Raw genomic sequence first — 22227 nt, 5'->3', positions numbered from 1 at the left:
ACGAAATGAGTGCAGTCCTCGACCCCCACGGTCACGCCCACGGCGACCACGCACACGACGAGCATCACGACCATCACGCGCCCACCGGCTGGCGCCGCTGGGTGTTCGCGACCAATCACAAGGACATCGGCACGCTCTACCTGCTGTTCAGCTTCACGATGCTGATGGTGGGCGGCATCCTGGCCCTCCTGATCCGCGCCGAGCTGTTCCAGCCCGGCCTGCAACTGGTGAACCCCGAGCTCTTCAACCAGTTCACCACCATGCACGGCCTGATCATGGTGTTCGGCGCCATCATGCCGGCCTTCGTGGGCTTCGCGAACTGGATGATCCCGCTGCAGGTGGGTGCTTCCGACATGGCGTTCGCGCGCATGAACAACTTCAGCTTCTGGCTGCTGATTCCCGCGGCACTGATGCTGGTCGGTTCGTTCTTCATGCCCGGCGGCGCACCCGCTGCAGGCTGGACGCTCTATGCACCGCTCACGCTGCAGATGGGCCCCTCGATGGATGCCGGCATCTTCGCGATGCACATCATGGGCGCCTCGTCGATCATGGGCTCGATCAACATCATCGTGACCATCCTCAACATGCGCGCCCCCGGCATGACGCTGATGAAGATGCCGATGTTCTGCTGGACCTGGCTCATCACCGCCTACCTGCTGATCGCCGTGATGCCCGTGCTCGCAGGCGCCATCACGATGACGCTGACCGACCGCCACTTCGGCACCAGCTTCTTCAACCCCGCCGGCGGCGGCGACCCGGTGATGTACCAGCACATCTTCTGGTTCTTCGGCCACCCCGAGGTCTACATCATGATCTTGCCGGCCTTCGGCATCATCAGCCAGGTCGTGCCGGCCTTCGCCCGCAAGAAGCTCTTCGGCTACGCCTCGATGGTGTACGCCACCTCGTCGATCGCCATCCTGTCGTTCATCGTGTGGGCCCACCACATGTTCACGACCGGCATGCCGCTCACCGGCCAGCTGTTCTTCATGTACGCGACGATGCTGATCGCGGTGCCCACGGCCGTGAAGATCTTCAACTGGATCGCCACGATGTGGCAGGGCTCGATGACCTTCGAGACGCCGATGCTGTTCGCGGTCGGCTTCATCTTCGTGTTCACGATGGGCGGCTTCACCGGCCTGATCCTCGCGGTCGCACCCATCGACACGCAGCTGCAGGACACCTACTACGTGGTGGCCCACTTCCACTACGTGCTGGTGGCCGGCTCGCTGTTCGCCATGTTCTCGGGCTTCTACTACTGGGTGCCCAAGTGGACCGGCGTGATGTACAACGAGACGCGCGGCAAGGTGCACTTCTGGTGGTCGCTGATCTCGTTCAACGTGACGTTCTTCCCGATGCACTTCCTGGGCCTCGCCGGCATGCCGCGACGCTACGCCGACTACCCGATGCAGTTCGCCGACTTCAACGCGCTCGCGTCGGTCGGTGCCTTCTTCTTCGGTTTCGCGCAGGTCTACTTCTTCCTCTTCATCGTGCTGCCGACCATGCGCGGCAAGGGCGAGAAGGCTTCGCAGAAGCCGTGGGAAGCGGCTGAAGGCCTTGAGTGGGAAGTGCCGTCGCCGGCGCCGTTCCACACCTTCGAGACCCCTCCCAAGCTCGACGCGACCGCCACCAAGGTGATCGGTTGATCGACTGCACGATATGACGACGCCCGAGCAAAGAAAGAACAACCGTCGCATGGGGCTCACGCTGGCCTCCATCGCGGTGATCTTCTTCATCGGCTTCATCGTGCGCATGGTCTACTTCAGCGGTCGCTGAGCGACCGCCCACCGAACGGGAGCAGCATCCATGAGTCTCGGCCAACGCATCCGCCGCGCCAATGTGCGCATGGTCGGCAAGCTCGCCGTCGTGACCTGCGGCATGTTCGCCTTCGGCTATGCGCTGGTGCCGATGTACCGCGCGATCTGCGAGATGACCGGCATCAACATCCTCGCGCTCTCCGAGCTCGAGGTGCCCGGCGGTGCGAGCGGCGGCAAGAACGTGCGCGTGCCCGACAACACGCAGGTCGACATGACCCGCACGATCAAGGTCGAGTTCGACTCCAACGTGCGCGGCGGCCTCTGGGACTTCAAGCCCGCGGAGCGGACCATCGAGGTGCACCCGGGCCAGCTCAACACGGTGATGTACGAGTTCCAGAACGTGCAGAACCGCCGCATGGCTGCGCAGGCCATTCCGAGCTACGCGCCGCAGCAGGCGGCGCCCTATTTCAACAAGCTCGAGTGCTTCTGCTTCAACCAGTACACGCTCGATCCGGGCGAGAAGAAGCAGTGGCCGGTCGCATTCGTGATCGATCCGAAGATCTCCAAGGACGTGAAGACCATCACGCTGTCGTACACCTTCTTCGAGGTGGGCGGCAAGACGCCGGCAGCGCCGGTGGCCGCAGTCACGAGCACCCCGAATGAGCCGCGCTCGTGAGTTCGACCGGCAAGAAGGCCACGTTGTGGGACACCGTCAAGGCGGTCTGTTGGTCGTTCTTCGGCGTTCGCAAGAACAGCGCCTACCAGGAAGACCTGGGCAAGCTGAATCCGTTGCACATCATTGCGGTGGCATTCGTCGCAGTGATCGTCTTCGTCGTCGGGCTGGTGCTGCTGGTGCGGCATGTCGTTGCCACGGCCTGACGAAAAACCCACGATAACCAGAATCCATTGAATCGCGAGAAGAAAGAAAGCCAGGAGCTGATATGAGTTCAACCACCCACGGCACCACGCCCTACTACTTCGTGCCCGGACCATCGGCCTACCCGGTCATGGCCGCGACCGGCCTGTTCTTCGTGATCCTCGGTGCGGCGCAATGGATCAACGGCCACGAGTGGGGCGCCTGGTCGCTCGCGGCCGGCATGCTCGGCTGGCTCGGCACGCTCTTCGTGTGGTTCCGCGCGGCCATCGGCGAGAGCGAAGGCGGCCAGTACGGCCACAAGGTCGACCTCTCGTTCCGCTGGAGCATGAGCTGGTTCATCTTCTCGGAAGTGATGTTCTTCGGCGCCTTCTTCACCGCGCTGTGGTGGGCTCGCACCCACTCGCTGCCGGCGCTCGGGAGCCTGGACAACGCAATCCTCTGGCCCGACTTCAAGGCCGTGTGGCCCAGCGTGGCCGCCGGTGCAACCGCTTCGCCGGCCGACATCGTCGAGCCGTTCCAGACCGTGGGCCCGTTCTGGCTGCCCACCATCAACACCGCGCTGCTGCTCAGTTCGGGCGTGACGCTCACCATCGCCCACCACGCACTGCGTGCAGGCCATCGTGCGCAGACCATCCGCTTCATGTGGCTCACCGTGCTGCTGGGCGTGATCTTCCTGGGCGTGCAGGGCTACGAGTACCACCACCTGTACACCGAACTGAACCTGAAGCTCAGCTCGGGCACCTACGGCTCGACCTTCTTCATGCTGACCGGCTTCCACGGCCTGCATGTGTTCATCGGCATGCTGATGCTGCTGTTCATCACGCTGCGCCTGCAGAAGGGCCACTTCACGCCCGAGCGCCACTTCGGCTTCGAAGGCGCCGCCTGGTACTGGCACTTCGTGGACGTGGTGTGGCTGGGTCTCTACATGCTGGTCTACTGGCTTTGAGCGAAGAACCTCGCGTCACTCCAGAAAAAAGGCGCCGCAAGGCGCCTTTTTCATGGTTCTCCTGGAACGAGCACCATCTACTTGCCGAGCGGGAGCCCGGTGGGCTGGATGTAGCCGAGTTTCCAGGCGAGCAGCATGCAGAGGAACAAAAACACCGACAGGCCGATCCGAAAGGTGAGGGCGCGCGCCATGCCGCCACTCTTGGTGCGCCCATTGCGCCCGTCCTTCAGCATGAAGTACAGCGCAAATCCGAGGCTCGCGAAGATGCCCAGGAACACCAGGGCGACGAAATATTTCATGACCCGCATTATCGGCCGCACGCCCCTTCCTCTCCAGTGATCCCCGAACCCCTGAACGCCGAAGCACCGCGCCGCCGTGGCCGCTTCTGGCTCGTCACCATCGCAGCCATCCTGACGCTTGCCGCCACCGTCTCGCTGGGCCGCTGGCAGCTGTCGCGCGCCGCTCAGAAAGAAGCGCTGCAGGCCAGCATCGATGCCGAAAAACAGAAGCCCGCGCTCGACCAGGCCGAGTTCCTGGCGCTCCCGCAGGCCAGCGATTCCCTGCACCGCCCGGTGCGCCTGCGCGGCCTCTGGCTCACGCCGCAGACGGTGTACCTGGACAACCGCCAGATGCACGGCGTGCCCGGCTTCTACGTGCTCACGCCCTTCGCCCTCGAAGGCACCGAGCAGACGGTGATGATCCAGCGCGGCTGGGTGCAGCGCAATTTCGTCGACCGCACGAAGCTCGGGGCGGTCGATACGCCGGCCGGCATCGTCGAAGTCACCGGCCTGATCGAGCCACCGCCGAGCCATCTGCTCGAGCTGGGCTCGCCGGCGGCCGCCGCGTCCACGCCCGCTCCTGCGGCTTCCGCGCCCCTGCAGGCACCGGCCGCCGAGGGGTCTTCGTCCATCCGGCAAAATCTCGACTTGGAGGCGTTCCGTGCCGAGACCAAATTGCCGCTGCGAACCGATGTGTCGCTGCAGCAGACCGGGCCGGCCTCCGAGGGCCTGCAGCGCGACTGGCCGGCCCCGGCGCTGGGCTTGGAGAGGCACTACGGTTACGCATTCCAGTGGTTCGGCCTCTCGGCCCTCGTCGTCATCCTCTATGTCTGGTTCCAATTCATCACCCCCTTCCGCCGCTCGCGGCGCCGCGCACGCGATGAACGCCGCCTCTGACGAACCGCTGGGCCTGACGGTGCACTCGATGCCGTCGCCCAACCAGGCGCTCGACGGCGCCGAGGGCCGGCGCACGGTCGTCGGACGCTGGAAGATGATCGCGGTGCTGTTGATGTGCGCCGCGCCCGTCATCGCGTCGTACTTCACCTACTACGTGATCCGCCCCGAAGGCCGCAGCGTCTACGGCGAGCTGATCAATCCGCAGCGCGAACTGCCCAGGTTGACAGCCACCGACCGCAACGGCGCGCCGGTCGACGTCGCCACGCTCAAGGGCCAGTGGCTGCTGGTCGCGGTGGCCGATGCGGCCTGCGACGCGCTGTGCGAGCAGCAGCTCTACCTGCAGCGGCAACTGCGCGAGAGCCTGGGCCGCGAGAAGGACCGCATGGACCGCGTCTGGCTCGTGAGCGACGCCGCGCCCATTCCCGATCGCCTGAACAACGGCCTGCATGGCGCGACGGTGCTGCGCGTGCCGGCCGACCAGCTGGCCAAGTGGCTTGCGCCTGTTTCGGGCCACGCCCTCGGCGAGCACCTCTATGTGGTCGACCCTATGGGCAACTGGATGATGCGTTTCCCCGCACGCATGGACGCCGCGGGCGCGAGCCGCGCCAAGCGCGACCTCGACCGCCTGCTGCGTGCCTCCTCCTCGTGGGACGAACCCGGCCGCTGACCTGCCCATGACGGACACGAGCTCCCTGTACGACCTCGCACCGATCGCCTGGCTGATGGCGGCCGGCGTGCTGATTGCGCTCGGGCCGCTGGTCTGGGTGTGGCGCCGCAATGCGGGGCACGGCCCGGCACGTCGGCTGCATGCGTTGACGGTGCTCACGCTGTTCCTCACTTTCGACCTCACGCTGTTCGGCGCCTTCACGCGCCTGACCGATTCGGGCCTCGGCTGTCCCGACTGGCCCGGTTGCTACGGCAACGCCAGCCCGGTCGGCGCGCGGCACGAGATCGCGATGGCGCAGTCGGCCCAGCCGACCGGGCCGGTGACGCACAGCAAGGCTTGGGTGGAGATGGTCCATCGCTATCTGGCGACCGGCGTGGGCGTGCTGATCCTGACGCTGGCCGGTGCGACCTGGATCGTGCGGCGGCGACAGTCGCGCCAGCCCACGGCGCCGGCTGACGGCGACCATGCCACGCTCAGTGCATGGTGGCCGGCAGCGACGCTGGTCTGGGTATGCCTGCAGGGCGCCTTCGGCGCCATGACAGTCACCTGGAAGCTCTTCCCCGCGATCGTCACGCTGCACCTGCTCGGCGCCGTCGTGCTGCTCGCGCTGCTGTGCATCCAGGCGGTTCGCTACCGGCAGGTTGCCGCAGACCGCTTGCCGACGCCGGTGTCGCCGGCGCTGCGCAACGGCTTGATCGCGACCACCGTCTTGCTCGTGCTGCAGATCGCGCTCGGCGGCTGGGTCAGCACCAACTACGCGGTGCTCGCCTGCACCCAGTTCCCGACCTGCCAGGGCAGCTGGTGGCCGCCGATGAATTTCGCGCAGGGCTTCGAGATCTGGCGCCACCTCGGCGTGACCGGCGATGGCCAGCCACTCGATTTCTCCGCGCTCACCGCCATTCACTACGCGCACCGGTTGATGGCGTACGCCGTTTTCGTCGCACTGGGCGTGCTGGCCTGGCGCATGCGCCGCATCGACACGCTGCGCCCGCAGGCCCATTGGTTGGCCGGCCTGGCACTGCTGCAGCTCGCCACCGGCCTCGGCAACGTGCTGCTCGGCTGGCCGCTGGCCGCCGCCGTGCTGCACACCGGCGGCGCCGCGGCACTTGCCGTGGTGCTGACCTGGGCACTGTGCGAAAGCCGCCGTGAAGCCGCAGCGACCGCCACGGCGCGCGCCGACGACAATGCACGCGGTACCTCCACGACCCCCACCTCCAAGAAAGCCCCCGCGTGAGCACCCCGATCCCCGTTCAGCACACCAGCACTGCCAACGTGCTGCGCCAGTTCTACGCGCTGACCAAGCCGCGCGTGGTGCAGCTGATCGTGTTCTGCGCGCTGATCGGCATGGTGCTGGCCGTGCCCGGGCTGCCCTCGTGGTTCGACGTGCAGCGCGCCGTGCTCGCCTGCATAGGCATCTGGCTGGTGGCCGGCGCGGCGGCGGCATTCAACTGCCTGGTCGAGAAGGGCATCGACGCCAAGATGAAGCGCACCGCCTGGCGCCCCACCGCGCGCGGGCAGCTCAGCGACCTGCAGGCACTGGTGTTCTCGGCGCTGCTGTGCGCGGCGGGGTCGGCGTTGCTGTGGTTGACCGTCAACCCGCTCACCATGTGGCTGACCTTCGCCACCTTCGTCGGCTATGCGGTGATCTACACCGTGATCCTCAAGCCGCTCACGCCCCAGAACATCGTGATCGGCGGTGCCTCGGGCGCGATGCCGCCGGTGCTGGGCTGGGCCGCGATGACGGGCGACGTCGGGCCCGAGGCGCTGATCCTCTTTCTCATCATCTTCCTGTGGACCCCGCCGCATTTCTGGGCGCTCGCGCTCTACCGCGTCGAGGACTACCGCAAGGCGGGCCTGCCGATGCTGCCGGTCACGCACGGCAACGAATTCACGCGGCTGCAGGTGCTGCTCTACACCTTCATTCTTTTCGCGGCCTGCCTCATGCCCTTCATCTACGGCATGAGCGGCTGGCTGTACCTTGCGGTCGCCGTGGCCGTGAGCGTCGGTTTCACGGGCTATGCGTTCGCGCTCTGGCGCAGCTACTCCGACACGCTCGCGCGCAAGACCTTCCGCTTTTCGCTGATCCACCTGAGCGTGCTGTTCCTGGCGCTGCTCGTCGATCACTACCTCCATTGAATTGAATACCACTGCTCCCATGAACAAGCGCAACGCTCTCCAACTGATCGCAGGCAGCATGGCCGTGGCGGCGTTGGGCATGGGGCTCGCGGCCTGCAGCGAAACCAAGCAGAGCTTCAATGCGGTCGACATCACCGGCGCCGACTACGCCAAGGACTTCTCGCTGAAGGACGCCGACGGCAAGGTCCGCACCATGGCCGACTTCAAGGGCAAGGCGGTCGTGCTGTTCTTCGGCTACGCGCAGTGCCCCGACGTCTGCCCGACCACGATGACCGAGATGGCACAGGTCAAGCAGCAACTGGGCAAGGACGGCGACAAGCTGCAGGTGCTGTTCGTCACCGTCGACCCGGCGCGCGACACGCCCGAGGTGATGAAGGCCTACATGGGCGCGTTCGACCCGAGCTTCGTCGCGCTGATCCCGACGGCCGACGAACTCACCGCGACCGCCAAGGACTTCAAGGTCTACTACAAGAAGGTCGACGGCAAGACGCCCACCAGCTATTCGATGGACCACTCGGCCGCGAGCTTCATCTATGACCCGCAGGGCCGGCTGCGGCTCTATGCGCGGTACGGTGCGGGCGTGCCGTCGATGGTGTCGGACCTGAAGACGCTGCTCGGTTCCTGAGGAGGGCCGGCCCGTGGACGCCGCTGTTGCCGTTGTCGCATCGGTCGATCACCTGAAGACGCGCAAGGGCGCCTTCCGCATCGCGCTCATTCCGCCCGAGGTGCTGCGCGCCCTCAACGACGGGCTGCTCGAAACCGTCAACCTCAACGAATTCCTGGCACTTGAGCTGCCGCGACTGGCGCGCAGCGTGGCGGGTCATGTCGGACTCGATGCGGCGAGCGAGCGGCTGGTCGACACCATCGCCATGCTCGGCGCCTTCAAGCCGATGCAGCGGCACACCCACATCGCCCGCGCGCTCTACGACCTGACGGCAACCCACGCCGAGCGCGATGCCGTCGCGCACCGGCTGGCCACGCATGCGAGCGATGTGGCGCGCTGCTGGGCGGCGCAGTGGGTCACGCTCTCGGGGCTGCCCTTGCCGGCGCAGCTCGAGGCGGTGCGCCGCTTCGCCGCCGATCCGCATTTCGGCGTGCGCGAGATCGCCTGGATGGCGGTGCGCGACGCGGTCATCGCGTCGCTGGACGAGGCGCTCGCGCTGCTGCAGCCGTGGGTGTTCGACGCCGACCCGAACATCCGCCGCTTTGCCAGCGAACTCACGCGGCCGCGCGGCGTGTGGTGCGCGCAGATCGAGGCGCTCAAGGCCGAGCCCTGGCGCGCGCTGCCGCTGATCGAACCACTGCGCGCGGACGGCAGCCGCTATGTGCAGAACTCGGTCGCGAACTGGCTCAACGATGCGAGCAAGACGCAGGGGGAGTGGGTCGAGAAGCTGTGCAAGCGCTGGGTTGCGGAATCGGACACCGACGCGACGCGGTACATCGCGAAACGGGCTTTGCGGACGCTCTCCAAAGGCCCATGAAAAAAGCCCGGCAGTGCCGGGCTTTTTGCTGGGGGAGGGCGGCTTACGCGTAGTCCGCCAGTGCCTTCTTCATCTTCTTCATCGCGGCGACTTCGATCTGGCGAATGCGCTCGGCGCTCACGCCGTACACCGCAGCCAGGTCATGCAGCGTCATGCCGCCCGAACCGTCGTCGTTGACCTTGAGCCAGCGCTCTTCCACGATGCGGCGGCTGCGGTCGTCCAGCGCTTCGAGCGCGGTCGCGATGCCGTCGCTCGACAGGCGGTCGCGCTGCTGCGACTCGAGCAGGGCGGTCGGTTCCTGCGTGGCGTCGGCCAGGTAGGCGATCGGACCGAAGGCTTCGTCGCCGTCATCGGACGGACCCGGATCGAGCAGCACATCGCCACCCGACAGGCGGGTTTCCATCTCAAGCACTTCCTCGGGCTTGACGTTGAGCCGGGTCGCCATCTGCGACACCTCGTCGGGGCTCAGCGTTTCGCGGTGCGTGCCGTTGTCGGACGCGGCCGAGTCGGCCTTGAAACCCTGCTTCATCGAGCGCAGGTTGAAGAACAGCTTGCGCTGGGCCTTGGTCGTCGCGACCTTGACCATGCGCCAGTTCTTCAGGATGTACTCGTGGATCTCGGCCTTGATCCAGTGCATGGCGTAGCTCACCAGCCGCACACCTTGGTCAGGGTCGAAGCGCTTCACGGCCTTCATGAGGCCGACGTTGCCTTCCTGGATCAGATCGCCGTGCGGCAGCCCGTAGCCCAGGTATTGGCGGGAAATGGAAACCACGAGGCGCAGGTGCGACAGGATCAGCGCACCGGCGGCGTCGAGGTCGTTCTGGTCGCGCAACTTGCGAGCGAAGCCCTGCTCTTCTTCGAGCGTGAGCAGCGGCAGGCGGTTGGCGGCCGAAATGTAGGCATCCAGGTTGCCCAGCGGGGGGACCATCGACCATGGATTGGCGACGGCCAGCTGGTTGGCAGAGACTCCAGACAGCGTTGTCATCAGGGGAAACTCCTTAGTGTTGGCCATATTAGCACTCGGTTAGAGGGAGTGCTAAACCAAGGGTTCCCTTGAGCTCCTATCGCTTTGATAGCCAAAGGCTACCAGCGGACCCCCATCTTCAGGAACAGCTTCGACAAAACGAACAGCGGGCCGACCCAGAGGTATTGGATGTCTTCGAAGAACGAAGGTTTCTTGCCTTCGATCTTGTGGCCTACGAACTGGAATATCCAGGCCACCACGAAGATGGCGGCCGAAACCGGCAAAACAAGCCCACCCATCGCATGCACCAGCGCCAGGGCCAGCGCGGTGAGCACCAGCATCGTCACCAGGAAGGCCGGTGCGCGCAGCAGCGCGTAATAGACAAGGCTCGCAGCCACGAAAACGTAGGCCACCCACGGGTGAATCGCGAAAAGCAGACCGACGATGCTCAGCATGATCGCGGGGATGGCCACGAAGTGAATCAGCTCGTTGGTCGGATTGCGGTGGCTTTCCTCGTAGTGCGCGAGCAGCCGGTCGACCTTGCGGTCGCTCGAGGCCAGCGGGGCGGCGGCGGTATGCATCATGGTGAGTCTCCAAAACCGCCGTTCGATGCGGCGAGACTTCGATGGTGCCCACCGCGACCGTGGATGGCAAGTATGGCAAGTGCTACTGAAAAAGTAGCAATTCCGGCCCGAAGGACGGGCCGTGTCATGACTTAGGGCACTGTCGCCAGCGGATTGCGCAGATAAGATCAAACGCGTGGCTCCCTTCGATTCTTCTTCCACGCCTCCGCCCGAGACTGCGGGGGCGGGCCTTCCAGTCCGCGCACCGACCGCGATCCTGGTCGTGGACGACCACGACCTGCTCCGCCTGGGGGTCTGCGCGCTGGTGCAAGCCCAGGCCAGTTCTTCGGGTGCGCGCATCGAGGTCTTCGAGGCCGGCAACGTCGCCGATGCGCTCGCGCTGTACGAAGCCCACCAGTCTGCCATCGGGCTGGTGCTGCTCGACCTGGCGCTGCCCGACACCCACGGGCTGAGCGGGCTGGCCGAATTCCGGCTGCGCTTTCCGGCGGCGCGCATCGTGGTGCTGTCCGGCACGGGCAACAGCTCGCTCGCGCAGGGCGTGCTCGCACTGGGTGCCAGCGCCTTCCTGCCCAAGTCGGCCGATCTCAAGGAAGTGGTCAGCTTCATCCGCGCCTGCGGGCTGCTGGACCCCGATGCGGCCGACAACCCGCCGCCGGCCGTGCCGAAGGCGCTCACGGGCTATGCCGAGTTCGCCCATGCCAGCGCCTGGCAGGAACTCACGCCGCGCCAGATGCAGGTGCTGCAGTGGGTGCTCGAGGGCAAGGCCAACAAGGAAATCGCCCAGCTCGCGAACCTGAGCGAGGGCACGGTGAAGAACCACGTCTCGACCATCCTGCTGCTGTTCGGCATGCGCTCGCGCGCCCAGTTGATCAGCACGCTCCACTGAGAAGCTCCGCGCGTGGCGTCCAGCGACCCGTCCGCCGACCACACCCTCGGCCAGCGGGTGCTGCGCGAGCATGTCGCCTCGGTCTACGACACCTACATCGTCTCGACGCTGACCCACATGGCGTTCGTGGTGGTGTTCGGCTGCATCATCTATTCGCAGCTGCGCAACCTGAGTCTGTTGTTCTGGATCGGCGGCCTGGTGATTGCCGATATCTACGTCTTCTTCACGCCGCGCTGGACCCCGTTGCGGCCCGCGCGGGAAAGCGCGTACTGGGCGCGCAAGATTTCCCGCATGGTCACGCTGGTCAGCATGATCACGGCGGTGGTGCCCTGGCTCATCGTGCCCTACGACAACCTGCCGATGACCTCGCTGCTGATGGCGGTGATCGTGGGCAGCTGCGCCCGGGCGGCGCAGTCGCTCTGGCCGCTGAAGTCGGCGCTCTTCGGCTACACGCTGCCGATGTCTCTGGGCCTGATCACCGCGCTGGCATGGCAGGGCGACGGGCTGCACCTTTTCCTGGCGGCGGCCGGTGCGGCCTACCTGCTGTTGACGCTGCGCGCGGGCATCGGCCAGCACAGGCTCCTGACCGAGTCGCTCATGCTGCGCTTCGAGAACGAGGCCCTGGCCGCACGGCTCGGCGAGCAGATCGCCGCCACCGAGCGCGCGAGCGAGGAAAAAACCCGCTTCCTCGGCACCGCCAGCCATGACCTGCGCCAGCCGCTGCACGCCATCGCGCTTTTCGGTGCCGCGCTCGAGAACGAGCTGCGCGACCGCCCCGAAGGCCGCAATGCCGAACGCCTGATGCGCGCGGTGAACGCGCTCGGCGCGTCGCTGGACACCATGCTCGACGTCTCGCGGCTCGATGCCGGCGTGATCACGCCGGTGCCGCAGCCGGTGCAACTGGACGCGCTGTTCCTGCCGCTCAATCACACCTTCTCGGCGCGCGCCGAGCAAAAACAGCTGCAGCTGCGCGTGCGCGCCAGCGGGCTGTGGGTGCACAGCGATCCGCAACTGCTGCACCGCATGCTGTCCAACCTGATGGACAACGCGCTCAAGTACACGGCCCACGGCGGCGTGACGGTGATGGCGCGCGAGCGCGGCGATTCGGTGTGGGTCGAGGTGCGCGACACCGGCATCGGCATCGCCCCCGAGCAGTCGGGCCGCATCTTCGAAGAGTTCTATCAGATCAACAATCCGGGCCGCGACCGCTCGCGGGGCCTGGGCATCGGCCTGTCGATCGTGCAACGGCTGTCGCGGCTGCTCGGCCATCCGGTGCAGATGCATTCGCGCCCGGGGCGCGGCACGCACTTTCGCGTCGTGCTGCCGGTCGCCCGTGCGCAGGCCGGCGGGCTGCTGCCTTCCTTTCCGTCCGAAGCGGGAGAAGCTCAGGCGCCGCAGCGCAGGATCGCGCCGCCGCTGCCGGGGCGCGTGCTGCTGCTGGACGACGAACTCGAGATCCGCGAGGCCATGGTGGGCCTCTTGCGCTCGCACGCGATCGATGCGCTCGCCGTGGCCGACGAGGCCGGTGCCGCCGCGGCCCTGCAAAAGGCCCATGGCGAAGGGCGCCCGTTCGATCTGCTGCTGTGCGACTACCGCCTGGCCGACGGCGTCGACGGCCTCGACGCCGGCCTGCGCCTGAGCCAGGCACCGGGCGAGGGCGGTGCCGACACCCCGCTGCTGCTGATCACCGGCGAGACCTCGCCCGCCCGCCTGCAGCGCGTGCGGGAATCGCAGGTGCCGGTGTTGTTCAAGCCGGTCGTGGCCGCCGCGCTGCTCCAGGCGATGGCGGAACTGGCCGCGCCGAAGCCGGTTTCCCGACCCTCGACGATCGATGCCTGAACACATTGGTAGTCATTGCGAGCCGATCGCCGACGTAAAGATCGAATGACATGACTTTCGGCACTGGTGAGCATTCACCCCGCCGAATATCTTCACTGCATCCCGACACAGCCCAAGGGGCGGTACGGCACAAGAACCAGGGGGAAGGGAGAGAAGAAGAAAAGTGAGAAGCGGCCCCGGCGCAAGCGGGGGCCGCTTTTTTTTGGCCGGAGCCTGCCCGGATCAGCCGAGCAATGCCTGCGCGAACTCGCGCGCGTTGAAGGTCTCGAGGTCTTCGAGCTTCTCCCCCACGCCGATGAAATAGACCGGAATCGGCCGCTCCCGCGCAATGGCGCACAGCACGCCGCCCTTGGCCGTGCCGTCCAGCTTGGTCACGATCAGGCCGGTGAGGCCCAGCGTCTCGTCGAAGGTCTTCACCTGCGCGAGCGCGTTCTGCCCGGTGTTGCCGTCGATCACCAGCAGTACCTCGTGCGGCGCGGTGGCGTCGGCCTTGGTGACGACGCGCTTGATCTTCTTGAGCTCGTCCATCAGGTGCAGCTGCGTCGGCAGGCGGCCGGCGGTATCGACCAGCACCACGTCCTTGCCGCGCGCCTTGCCAGCGTTCACCGCATCGAAGCTCACGGCCGAGGGGTCGCCGCCCTCGTTGCTCACGATCTCGACCGTGTTGCGGTCGGCCCAGACCAGCAGCTGCTCGCGCGCCGCCGCCCGGAAGGTGTCGGCCGCGGCCAGCAGCACCGAGGCGCCTTCGGTGGCCAGGTGCTTGGTGAGCTTGCCGATGGAGGTGGTCTTGCCCGCGCCGTTGACGCCGGCCACCATGATCACGGTGGGCGTGTACTGGCCGATGACCAGCGGTTTCTCGAGCGGGCGCAGCAGGTCGGCGATGGCTTCGGCCAGCAGCACCTTGACCTGCGACGCGTCGGTGGCCATCTGGCGCTTGACGCGGACCTTCAGGTCATCGAGCAGGTATTCGGTGGCCTTGACGCCGGTGTCGGCCATCAGCAGGGCGGATTCGAGCTCTTCGTACAGCGCGTCGTCGATCTGCGCGTTGACGAACACGGCCTGGATGCCGGTGCCGGTCTTGCGCAGGCCCGTCTTGAGCTTGTCGAACCAGCCCTTGCGTTCGGGGGCTGCCGCCGCTTCGATGGCGACGGGTTTCGGGACAGAGGCGGGCGCAGGGGGCGGAACCGGAACTGGGGCAGGCGCTGCGACCGGCGCAGGTGCTGGCACGGGCGCTGGGATCAGAGCCGGCGATGCAACCGGGGCGGGGCTCGGCGCAGGGACCACCACTGCAGGCGCCTCGACCGGTGCAGGCGCCGGCTCTTCGGCTGCGGGCTTCCCGCCGAACCAACTCGAAGGCGAAAACACCGAGCGCGCGGGGGCGGGCTCGGCAACGGGGGCGGCGGGCGGGGCGACGGGTGGGGTCGGCGCCGGCGCGACCGGGGTTTCGGCAGGCGGTTTTTTCTTGAAGAAACTGAACATCAGGAGCTTTTTACAATCCGACCCATTCTATGAAACACCTCTCGCCACGCAGTGCTGCGTCTGGTGCGGTGCTGGCGGTGGCGCTGATGGCGTCCGGGGCCATGCCTGCGCAGGCCCAGTCCACACCGGCTCCCGCTGCATCTTCCGCCGCTACCGCGGCCGCACCGGGCCCCCAGCAATTCACCCTCGCGAACGGCATGACGCTGATCGTCCAGCCCGACCGGCGCGCGCCGACCGCGGTGCAGATGGTCTGGGTCCGCGTCGGCTCCATGGACGAGGTCGACGGCACCTCCGGGGTCGCACATGCGCTCGAACACATGATGTTCAAGGGCACCAAGAGCATCAAGCCCGGCGAGTTCTCGCGCCGCGTGGCGCAACTCGGCGGCCAGGAAAACGCCTTCACCACCCGCGACTACACCGGCTACTACCAGCAGATTCCGGTCGGCAGCCTCGAGCAGGTGATGAAGCTCGAATCCGACCGCTTCGCCAACAACCAGTGGCCCGACGACGAATTCAAGCGCGAAATCGAGGTCGTCAAGGAGGAGCGGCGCCTGCGCACCGAAGACCAGCCCCGCGCGCTGCTCGGCGAGCAGCAGAACGCCGCCGTCTTCACCGCCTCGCCCTATCACCGCCCGGTGGTCGGCTGGATGAGCGACCTGGACGCGATGACGCCCGACGATGCCCGCGAGTTCCACAAGCGCTGGTATGTGCCCGCCAACGCGGTGCTCGTGGTGGCCGGCGATGTCGACATCGCCAAGGTCCGCGCGCTCGCCGAGAAGTATTACGGCGGCATCCCGTCGCGCGCCGTGCCTTCGCGCAAGCCGCGCGTCGAACCGGCGCAGCGCGGCATCCGCCGCCTCGAATTCAAGGCGCCCGCCGAGCAGGCCTATGTGTCGCTTGCCTACCGCGTGCCGCAACTGGCGAACATCGACGACACGAACAGCGATTCGTGGGCGCTGGTGGTGCTCTCGGCGGTGCTCGACGGCTACGCCGGTGCCCGCCTCGACCGCGCGCTCACGCAAGGCCCCGACCGCGTGGCTGATTCCGCCGGCGCCTATTCGGGCTTCATCGGCCGTGGGCCGCAGCTCTTCGTGCTCGACGGCGTGCCCTCCCAGGGCAAGAGCGCCGAGGCGGTCGAAGCCGCGCTGCGCGCCCAGGTGGCACGCATCGCGAAGGACGGCGTGGGCGAAGCCGAACTGGCCCGCGTCAAGACCCAGTGGGTGGCCAGCGAAACCTACAAACGCGACTCGGTGATGGCGCAGGCACGCGAACTGGGCAGCAACTGGGTCCAGGGCCTGCCGCTCGACGCGAGCGAACGCATCGTCGCCCGGCTGCAGGCCGTCACCGCCGCCCAGGTGCAGGCCGTGGCTGCCAAGTATTTCGGCGACGACCAGCTCACGGTGGCCACGCTGCATCCCTTGCCGCCCGAAGCCAAGCCCCGCGGCCGCGGCTTCGCGGCACCCGCAGGCGAGCTGCGCTGAAAGATCCGGAACACATGATGACTCTCAAGAAACTGGCGCTGCGCGCCGTGTTTGCCGGCACCGCCGTTCTCGGCCTCGGCAGCGCGCAGGCCGCGCTCCCCATCCAGCACTGGGCGCTTGCGAACGGCGCGAAGATCTATCTGGTGTCGACCAATGCACTGCCGATCGTCGACGTGCAGGTCGACTTCGACGCCGGCGGCCGGCGCGATCCGGCATCGCAGGCGGGCCTGGCCAGCGCGACCTCGGCGATGGTCGAGAAGGGCGTGCGCGCCGGCAAGAACGGCGAACCCGCGCTCGACCAGAACGCCCTCGGCGAAGCCTGGGCCGATCTGGGCGCGAGCTTCGACGTGAGTGCGGGCAACGACCGCATGAGCTACTCGCTGCGCACGCTCTCCGACCCGGCACTGCTCGGCAAGGCCGTGACGCTGGCCTCGCGCGAGATCGGCGAGCCCTCGTTCCCCGACGACGTCTGGCTGCGCGAGCGCGAACGCATCAACGCCTCCATCAAGGAGTCCAACACCAAGCCCGCGACCATCGCCGGCCGCGCGTTCTCGCAGGCCGTCTACGGCGTGCATCCGTACGGGCAGGAAGTCACCGAGGAAACGCTCGCACGCATCGACACCGCCACCATGCGCGAGCGCTACCAACAGCTCATCGTGCCGTGCCGCGCCAAGCTCAGCATCGTGGGCGCGGTCACGCGCTCCGAGGCCGAGTCGATCGCGACCACGCTGCTGTCGCGCCTGCCGGCAGCCGACAGCTGCGCGCCGCTGCCCGCCATCGCGCCGGTGGCTGCACTTGCCGCGCCGAAGGACGAGCGCATCCCGTTCGACTCGGCCCAGGCCCACGTCTTCATCGGCCAGCCCGGCTACCCGCGCAAGGACCCCGACCACTTCGCGCTCACGCTCGGCAACTACGTGCTGGGCGGTGGCGGTTTCGTCTCGCGCCTGACCAACGAGGTGCGCGAGAAGCGCGGCCTGACCTACAGCATCTACAGCGGCTTCGCGCCGGGGCTCGATGCGGGCGCGTTCCGCGTCGGCTTCCAGACCCGGCCCGACCAGGCCGAAGAGGCGGTGAAGATGTCGCGCGAAGTGCTCGCCAAATTCGTGGCCGAAGGCCCGACCGAGAGCGAGCTCAAGGCCGCGAAGGACAACCTGATCGGCGGCTTTCCACTGCTGCTGGACAGCAACCGAAAGCTGATCGGCAACGTCGCCAACATCGCCTGGAACGACCTGCCGCTGGACTACCTGGACACCTGGACCACGCGCATGAACGCCGTCACTGCGGCCGAAGTGAAGGCGGCGTTTGCGCGCAAGCTGCAGCCGGCGCGGATGGTGACGGTGGTGGTGGGCGGCAAGTAACCCGTCGCTACGCCAGCGCGTGCGGGCCGCTGGTGGCGGCCGCACGCACCGCTGCGCCGAGCCGCTTGAGCAACTGAGGCGCCGCGCGCGCCTGCTGCCAGTAGAGCGGCACCGGCAGCGTCGAGCCCGGCACCAACTCCACAAGCGTGCCCTCGCGCATCGCATCGGCCACCATGCTGGCCGGATGCATGCCCCAGCCCATGCCCGCGCACGCCGCCTCGACGAACGCGTTCGGCGACGGAATCCAGTGCCGCGGCGTCTCGACGTTGCGGTGGCAGATGCGGCGCACCCAGCGCGCCTGCAGGCGGTCCTTGCGGTCGAACACCAGGCTCGGCGCGCTCGCCAGCGTTCGCGCGCCCACGCCCTTGGCGAAATGCCGCTTCACGAATTCGGGGCTCGCGGCCGCCACGTAGTACATCGTGCCCAGCGCCTCGCTGTTGCAGCCGGCCACCGGCTCGGCCAGCGCGGTCACCGCCGCGAGCACCGCGCCGCTGCGCAGCCGCTCGGCCGTGTGGTCCTGGTCGTCCACCGAGAGATCGAGCAGCGCGGCTTCCTCCTGCGCGGCGAAGGCGGCGGCCGCGGCCATGAACCATGTCGCCAGGCTGTCAGCGTTGACGGCCACGCGCACCGTGACGCGCTCATTGGCCTCGCCGCCGCCCATGCCGAGCGCGGGCAGGGCGTCGCGCAGTTCGTGCTCCAGCATGCCCACGCGCTCCACATGCCGGCACAGCTGCAGGCCCGCCTCCGTGGCGACGCAGGGCTGGCCCCGCACCAGCAGCGCGCCGCCCGTGCGCTCCTCGAGCAGCTTCACGCGCTGCGAGACGGCCGAGGGCGTGACGTTCAGCGCGCGCGCGGCGCGCTCGAAGCTGCCTTCGCGCACGACGGCGGCCAGGGCGTGGAGGGCGGCGTAGTCGAGCATCGTGATGGATTAAGCCAAACTGAATTGAAGTTAGGAGGTTTAGTTTGAATTAATTCGCCTGGGGCGGCAAGCTCGCACCCATGTCTGCCGAATTCACCGCCACCGCCTTCCTCAACGGATTCCTCATGAGCCTGGTGCTCATCGTCGCCATCGGCGCCCAGAACGCCTATGTGCTGCGCCAGGGGTTGCGGCGCGAGCATGTGGGCGCGGTCGTGCTGTTCTGCGCGGTCGGCGATGCGGTGCTGGTCGGCGCCGGCGTCGCCGGCATGGCGCAGGCGCTGAAAGGACGGCCGATGCTGGCCACCGCGCTCGCGGGGCTCGGTGCGGCGTTCCTGTGTGCCTACGGCCTGCGCGCGCTGTGGCGTTCGCGCCAGCCCGGCGCATTGCAGGCGACGGCGCAGGGCATTTCGCTCTCGCGCGCGGCCGTGGTGGCGCAGGCGGCGGGCTTCACGCTGCTGAACCCGCATGTCTACCTCGACACGGTGCTGCTCGTGGGCAGCGCGGGCGCGCAGTACGCGGGCTCGCTCAAGGTCTGGTTCGTCGTGGGCGCCTCGATGGCGAGCGCGCTGTGGTTCACCGTGCTCGGCTTCGGCGCGCGTTTGCTCGCACCGGTGTTCGCGCGTCCGCGCGCCTGGCAGATGCTCGATGCGCTGATCGGCGGCACCATGCTCGTGCTGGCCGCGATGCTGGCGCGGCGCGCCTTGACCGGCGCCTGATCGGCCGCTGTGCGGCGGCGTTAAGCTCGCCGCATGCCCCAGAAGAAAGCCACCGCAGCCGCCCGTCCACCCGCAGCCAAGCGCCCCGCGCGCCCTGTGCGACCCAGTGAGGTCCGCATCATCGGCGGCCAATGGAAGCGCACCCGCCTCGCGGTGGCCGACAAGCCGGGCCTGCGCCCCACGCCTGACCGCGTGCGCGAGACGCTCTTCAACTGGCTCGCGAGCCTGGCTGGCGCGGGCGGCGGCGAGCTGCCGGGCTGGCATTGCGTCGACGCCTTCGCGGGCACCGGCGCCCTGGGGCTGGAAGCCGCCTCGCGCGGCGCGGCGAACGTGCTGCTGTGCGAGCAGGACGCCGCCTTGGTCGCGCAACTGCAGGCCGCGAAAACCAAGCTCTCTGCCGAGGCCGTGCGCATCGAGCGCGGCAATGGCGTCACGGCGCTCGAGCGCATCACGGCCGCGAGCCTGCACGCCGTCTTCCTCGATCCGCCCTTCGAGAGCACCGCGCTCTACGAACCGGCCCTGCGCGCCGCGGCCCGTGCGCTGCGCCCCGGCGGCGTCGCGTACCTCGAAGCGCCTCGCCAATGGAACGACGAGGAACTGGCCGCCCTCGGCCTCGCGGGCTTCCGTTATCTGAAGGCCGGCGCCGTGCATGCCCACCTGTTGCGGCTGGCCTCGGAGGGGACTGCATAATCCGCCGAACAAGCCGCACCGGCTGCATGAGGAAGAAGCAACCATGGCCAGCAACGTCATCGCGGTTTATCCGGGCACATTCGATCCCATCACCCTCGGTCACGAGGACGTGGTGCGCCGTGCAACCCAGCTGTTCTCCAAGGTGATCGTCGCTGTCGCGGCGGGCCACCACAAGAAGGCGCTGTTCACCCTGCAGGAACGCATGGACATGGCGCGCGAAGCCGTCAAGCCCTACAGCGACCAGGTCACCGTCGAGAGCTTCTCGGGCCTCCTGCGCGACTTCGTGGTGGCGCGCGGCGGCAAGGCCATGGTGCGGGGCCTGCGCGCCGTGACCGACTTCGACTACGAGTTCCAGCTCGCAGGCATGAACCGCTCGCTGATGCCCGATGTCGAGACCGTGTTCCTCACCCCCAGCGACAAGTACCAGTTCATCTCCAGCACCTTCGTGCGCGAGATCGCCATGCTCGGCGGCGAGGTCAACAAGTTCGTCTCGCCGAATGTCGAGCACATGCTGGCCGCCAAGGTCCGCAGCCTCGGCCGTGAATAAACCGCGATGAGCGGTTCGCCGCCACCCCGCCTGCATCTGCTCGGGGATGCAGCGCTCCTGTGCGAGCTGCCGGCACCGGCCACGCTGGTGCAGCAGCAGCGCATCTGGGCGCTGGCCGCGCAGGCGCGCGAATGGCCCGGCGTCGGCGAAGTGCTGCCCGGCATGAACAACCTCACGCTGACTTTCGACCCCACGGCAATCGAGCTCGATGCGCTCACGGCGCAGGTGCTCGAGGTCTGGCCGAAGTTGTCCGCCAAGGCCGTCGATGGGCGGTTGGTCGAAATCCCCGTTGCATACGGTGGCGAGCATGGCCCCGACCTCGGCGATGTCGCGGCCCACACGGGCCTCACGCCGGCCGAGGTGGTGCGGCGCCACAGCGCGGGCGAGTACGTGGTCTATCTGCTGGGCTTTCTCCCCGGTTTCGCATTCATGGGCGGCCTTGCGCCCGAACTCGCCACGCCCCGCCGCGCCGAACCGCGCACCGCCGTGCCCGCGCGCTCGGTCGGCATCGGTGGCGAGCAGACCGGCATCTACCCGCTGGTGTCGCCAGGCGGCTGGCAGCTCATCGGCCGCACGTCGCTCGAGATGTTCGATCCGACCGCCGAGTCGCCCACCCTGCTGCGTCCGGGCGACCGCGTGCGCTTCGTCGTCGAGAGCGTGCAGACATCATGATCGTCGTCCAGAAGCCCGGCCTGCTGGCCTCGGTGCAAGACTTGGGGCGGCACGGTCATCGCCAATTGGGCATCTGCCCCGGCGGCGCGCTCGATGTGCTCGCGCTCACGCTCGCGAACCGGCTGGTCGGCAATGCCGACGGCGCCGCGGGACTCGAACTCACGATGGGCGGCTGCGAACTGCGCTTCGAGACCGACACGCGCATCGCGCTCGCCGGCGACGACTTCGGCGCGCAGCTCGATGACGTGCCGCTCTGGCCCTGCTGGAGCGTGCCGGTGGCCGCGGGCCAGGTGCTCAAGCTCCAGGGCGCGAATGCGTCGGGAGTGAAGAAAGCCGGACTTCGCAGCTGGCTCGCCATCGCGGGCGGCATCGACGTGGCGCCCGTGCTCGGCTCGCGCAGCACCGACCTCAAGGCCGGCTTCGGTGGCCATGAAGGCCGAGCTCTCCGCAAGGGCGACAAGCTGCCGCTCGGTCCATCGCGCCTCGATGCCGCGCAACGCACATGCAAGCCTTTCGGCCTGCGCGGCCCCGACTGGGGCCCGGAAGAGACCGATGGCGCCATCGCCCTGCGCGTGCTGCCCGGCCCCGAATTTGAACAGTTCACGCTCGCCGCGCGCGAGGTGCTGTGGGGCGAGCGCTGGCGCATCACCTCGCAGAGCAACCGCATGGGCAGCCGGCTCGCGGGCGCCGAACTCAAGCGCAAGCGCGCGGGCGACATGCTGTCGTCGGGCGTGATCCCCGGCACGATCCAGGTGCCGCCTTCGGGGCAACCGATCATCCTGATGGGCGATGCACAAACGACGGGTGGCTACCCGCGCATCGGCGTGGTGATCCGCGCCGACTTGTGGAAGCTCGCGCAGGCGCCGCTGAACGGCAAGCTGCGCCTGGTGCAGGTCGACATGGCGGAGGCGCTCACCGCTTGGGCCGATCAGCAACGGTACCTGGCACAGGTGGCACAAGGGCTTGCCGTGGCAGGCTGGCCGGGCGCGGCATAGACTGTGCGAGCACACCGCCAGCGGGCCACGCCGGTGCCGGCCCGCTGAAGAAGAAGGAATC

25 protein-coding genes are annotated in these 22227 nt (G+C 67.8%); 20 read left to right on the top strand and 5 right to left on the bottom strand.

What is annotated here, in order from left to right:
* Positions 1-5 precede the first annotated feature (5 nt).
* The 5 genes from ctaD (at position 6) to GNX71_RS27445 (ending at position 3577) form a co-directional block, all read left to right on the top strand.
* A complete protein-coding gene (gene ctaD, locus GNX71_RS27460) occupies positions 6-1643 on the top strand; it encodes a cytochrome c oxidase subunit I (protein ID WP_206175338.1) in 1638 nt (545 codons plus the stop codon).
* 13 nt (positions 1644-1656) lie between these two features.
* A complete protein-coding gene (locus GNX71_RS33635; RefSeq protein WP_241027068.1) occupies positions 1657-1773 on the top strand; it encodes a cytochrome oxidase small assembly protein in 117 nt (38 codons plus the stop codon).
* A 30-nt stretch (positions 1774-1803) separates the two neighbouring features.
* Positions 1804-2430 carry a cytochrome c oxidase assembly protein gene (locus GNX71_RS27455; RefSeq protein ID WP_206175337.1) on the top strand — a complete coding sequence of 209 codons (627 nt, stop codon included), beginning with the start codon at positions 1804-1806 and terminating at the stop codon, positions 2428-2430.
* On the top strand, positions 2427-2633 hold the full coding sequence (locus tag GNX71_RS27450; RefSeq protein WP_206175336.1) for a DUF2970 domain-containing protein: 207 nt from the start codon (positions 2427-2429) through the stop codon (positions 2631-2633). Before GNX71_RS27455 ends, GNX71_RS27450 begins: the two co-directional genes overlap by 4 nt.
* 62 nt (positions 2634-2695) lie before the next feature.
* A complete protein-coding gene (locus GNX71_RS27445) occupies positions 2696-3577 on the top strand; it encodes a cytochrome c oxidase subunit 3 (protein ID WP_198784943.1) in 882 nt (293 codons plus the stop codon).
* 77 nt (positions 3578-3654) lie between these two features.
* On the opposite strand, the gene GNX71_RS27440 is transcribed toward GNX71_RS27445, so the two are convergent.
* Positions 3655-3885 (bottom strand): twin transmembrane helix small protein, encoded by a 231-nt coding sequence (locus GNX71_RS27440; protein WP_206179724.1) that lies wholly within the window; start codon positions 3883-3885, stop codon positions 3655-3657.
* A 27-nt stretch (positions 3886-3912) separates the two neighbouring features.
* Here GNX71_RS27440 and GNX71_RS27435 point away from each other — a divergent pair, with 27 nt between their 5' ends.
* The 6 genes from GNX71_RS27435 to GNX71_RS27410 are packed head-to-tail and all read left to right on the top strand — an operon-like array spanning position 3913 to position 9036.
* Positions 3913-4752: an SURF1 family protein gene (locus GNX71_RS27435; protein WP_206175335.1), complete on the top strand. Its 840-nt coding sequence runs from the start codon at positions 3913-3915 to the stop codon at positions 4750-4752.
* On the top strand, positions 4736-5419 hold the full coding sequence (locus tag GNX71_RS27430; protein ID WP_206175334.1) for a hypothetical protein: 684 nt from the start codon (positions 4736-4738) through the stop codon (positions 5417-5419). The genes GNX71_RS27435 and GNX71_RS27430 overlap by 17 nt, the downstream gene beginning before the upstream one ends.
* 7 nt (positions 5420-5426) lie before the next feature.
* Positions 5427-6653 (top strand): COX15/CtaA family protein, encoded by a 1227-nt coding sequence (locus GNX71_RS27425; RefSeq protein ID WP_206175333.1) that lies wholly within the window; start codon positions 5427-5429, stop codon positions 6651-6653.
* Entirely contained in the window at positions 6650-7555 is a 906-nt protein-coding gene (gene cyoE, locus GNX71_RS27420) for a heme o synthase (RefSeq protein WP_206175332.1), read from the top strand. Before GNX71_RS27425 ends, cyoE begins: the two co-directional genes overlap by 4 nt.
* A gap of 19 nt (positions 7556-7574) precedes the next feature.
* Positions 7575-8180: an SCO family protein gene (locus GNX71_RS27415; RefSeq protein ID WP_206175331.1), complete on the top strand. Its 606-nt coding sequence runs from the start codon at positions 7575-7577 to the stop codon at positions 8178-8180.
* Between the two features lie 13 nt (positions 8181-8193).
* A complete protein-coding gene (locus GNX71_RS27410; protein WP_206175330.1) occupies positions 8194-9036 on the top strand; it encodes a DNA alkylation repair protein in 843 nt (280 codons plus the stop codon).
* Positions 9037-9079: 43 nt separating this feature from the next.
* On the opposite strand, the gene rpoH is transcribed toward GNX71_RS27410, so the two are convergent.
* Positions 9080-10021: an RNA polymerase sigma factor RpoH gene (rpoH, locus tag GNX71_RS27405; RefSeq protein ID WP_042582807.1), complete on the bottom strand. Its 942-nt coding sequence runs from the start codon at positions 10019-10021 to the stop codon at positions 9080-9082.
* A gap of 98 nt (positions 10022-10119) precedes the next feature.
* Positions 10120-10584, bottom strand: coding sequence for an Mpo1-like protein (locus GNX71_RS27400; protein ID WP_206175329.1), 465 nt, complete (start codon positions 10582-10584; stop codon positions 10120-10122).
* Between the two features lie 175 nt (positions 10585-10759).
* On the opposite strand from GNX71_RS27400, the gene GNX71_RS27395 reads away from it, so the two are divergent.
* Both GNX71_RS27395 and GNX71_RS27390 read left to right on the top strand, forming a co-directional pair.
* Entirely contained in the window at positions 10760-11470 is a 711-nt protein-coding gene (locus GNX71_RS27395; protein WP_206175328.1) for a response regulator transcription factor, read from the top strand.
* 12 nt (positions 11471-11482) lie between these two features.
* Positions 11483-13309: a hybrid sensor histidine kinase/response regulator gene (locus tag GNX71_RS27390; protein ID WP_206175327.1), complete on the top strand. Its 1827-nt coding sequence runs from the start codon at positions 11483-11485 to the stop codon at positions 13307-13309.
* A 222-nt stretch (positions 13310-13531) separates the two neighbouring features.
* Here GNX71_RS27390 and ftsY read toward each other — a convergent pair whose 3' ends face one another.
* Positions 13532-14788, bottom strand: a complete 1257-nt coding sequence (gene ftsY / locus GNX71_RS27385) for a signal recognition particle-docking protein FtsY (RefSeq protein ID WP_206175326.1) — start codon at positions 14786-14788, stop codon at positions 13532-13534.
* Positions 14789-14817: 29 nt separating this feature from the next.
* On the opposite strand from ftsY, the gene GNX71_RS27380 reads away from it, so the two are divergent.
* Together GNX71_RS27380 and GNX71_RS27375 are read left to right on the top strand one after the other, a co-directional pair.
* Positions 14818-16269 (top strand): pitrilysin family protein, encoded by a 1452-nt coding sequence (locus GNX71_RS27380; protein WP_206175325.1) that lies wholly within the window; start codon positions 14818-14820, stop codon positions 16267-16269.
* Positions 16270-16283: 14 nt separating this feature from the next.
* Positions 16284-17627, top strand: a complete 1344-nt coding sequence (locus GNX71_RS27375; RefSeq protein ID WP_206175324.1) for a pitrilysin family protein — start codon at positions 16284-16286, stop codon at positions 17625-17627.
* 7 nt (positions 17628-17634) lie between these two features.
* Here the strand turns inward: GNX71_RS27375 and GNX71_RS27370 are convergent, their stop codons facing one another.
* The gene (locus GNX71_RS27370; RefSeq protein ID WP_206175323.1) at positions 17635-18546 is read right to left on the bottom strand and encodes a LysR family transcriptional regulator ArgP; all 912 of its coding nucleotides are present in this window, start codon (positions 18544-18546) and stop codon (positions 17635-17637) included.
* An 80-nt stretch (positions 18547-18626) separates the two neighbouring features.
* Here GNX71_RS27370 and GNX71_RS27365 point away from each other — a divergent pair, with 80 nt between their 5' ends.
* The 5 genes from GNX71_RS27365 to GNX71_RS27345 are packed head-to-tail and all read left to right on the top strand — an operon-like array spanning position 18627 to position 22166.
* Positions 18627-19262, top strand: a complete 636-nt coding sequence (locus tag GNX71_RS27365; protein ID WP_206175322.1) for a LysE family transporter — start codon at positions 18627-18629, stop codon at positions 19260-19262.
* Between the two features lie 33 nt (positions 19263-19295).
* Positions 19296-19952: an RsmD family RNA methyltransferase gene (locus GNX71_RS27360; protein WP_206175321.1), complete on the top strand. Its 657-nt coding sequence runs from the start codon at positions 19296-19298 to the stop codon at positions 19950-19952.
* A gap of 43 nt (positions 19953-19995) precedes the next feature.
* Complete coding sequence (gene coaD, locus GNX71_RS27355; protein ID WP_042582798.1) at positions 19996-20499, top strand: pantetheine-phosphate adenylyltransferase; 504 nt, start codon at positions 19996-19998, stop codon at positions 20497-20499.
* 6 nt (positions 20500-20505) lie between these two features.
* Positions 20506-21171: a 5-oxoprolinase subunit PxpB gene (gene pxpB, locus GNX71_RS27350; protein ID WP_206175320.1), complete on the top strand. Its 666-nt coding sequence runs from the start codon at positions 20506-20508 to the stop codon at positions 21169-21171.
* Entirely contained in the window at positions 21168-22166 is a 999-nt protein-coding gene (locus tag GNX71_RS27345; protein WP_206175319.1) for a biotin-dependent carboxyltransferase family protein, read from the top strand. Before pxpB ends, GNX71_RS27345 begins: the two co-directional genes overlap by 4 nt.
* Positions 22167-22227 lie beyond the last annotated feature (61 nt).

Origin of the sequence: Variovorax sp. RKNM96 (genome assembly GCF_017161115.1) — a bacterium.
Classification (GTDB): domain Bacteria; phylum Pseudomonadota; class Gammaproteobacteria; order Burkholderiales; family Burkholderiaceae_C; genus Variovorax.
This window is presented reverse-complemented; position numbering and strand designations above follow the sequence as displayed.